The following is a 771-nucleotide window of genomic DNA, read 5'->3' as shown; positions in this document are numbered from 1 at the left end:
CTCATCCATCAGATCTTCCAGCTGCGACGCGTCGGTGATCTTGATCTTGTAGATCCATGCCTCACCTTCGGGGTCTTCGTTCAGCGCGCCAGGATTGTCGGCCAGCGCCTCGTTGACCTCGACGATCTCGCCATCAACCGGGGCATAGAGTTCCGAGGCCGCTTTGACGGATTCAATCACACCGATCTCGCCGTCTTTCTCGAACTCGTCACCCACTTCCTGCTGTTCCACGAAGACCACATCGCCCAGCTGCTCGGCGGCATGTTTGGTGATGCCCAGAGTGGCTGTGTCGCCGTTCACGTCAATCCACTCGTGCTCTTCGGAATAATAGGTTGCCATCTTGTCTCTCTCCTGACTTCAACGCTTGTAATTCTGGGTGACGAAGGGCAGCGCCACGATCTCGGCCGGTTGCGGCTTGCCCCGAATGATCAGATTGACCGTCTCGCCCGGCTCACCATGGCCTGCGGACACATAGCCCATCGCAACGGGGCCACCGACCGTCGGGCCAAACCCGCCCGAGGTGATCTGGCCAATGGTGTTGCCTTCCGTGCACTGGATCTCAACGCCCTGACGCGCAGGCGCGCGGCCCTCGGGCTTGATGCCCACCAGCTTGCGGGATGCGCCCTCGGCCAGTTCTCTCTGGATGCGCTCGGCCCCCGGGAACCCGCCCTCTTCCTTGCGGCGCTTCTGGATCGCCCAGCTCAGCGAGGCTTCGATGGGCGAGGTGCTCTGGTCGATGTCATTGCCATACAGGCACAGCCCCGCCTCAAG

General features: G+C 61.7%; 2 protein-coding genes. Both read right to left on the bottom strand.

Features of this window, described 5'->3' with window-relative positions; all coding sequences use genetic code 11:
- The coding region (gene gcvH, locus ACR0C6_RS21660) for a glycine cleavage system protein GcvH (protein WP_480621197.1) at positions 1-339 on the bottom strand (339 nt) is incomplete at its 3' end.
- Between the two features lie 18 nt (positions 340-357).
- Positions 358-771, bottom strand: a 414-nt coding sequence (locus ACR0C6_RS21655; RefSeq protein ID WP_480621195.1) for a glycine cleavage T C-terminal barrel domain-containing protein, incomplete at its 5' end; no start/stop codon positions are given.

Source organism: Ruegeria sp. AL12 (assembly GCF_056540885.1).
The sequence above is the reverse complement of the archived record's forward strand: the minus strand, read 5'-3'. Positions and strand labels throughout refer to the sequence as shown.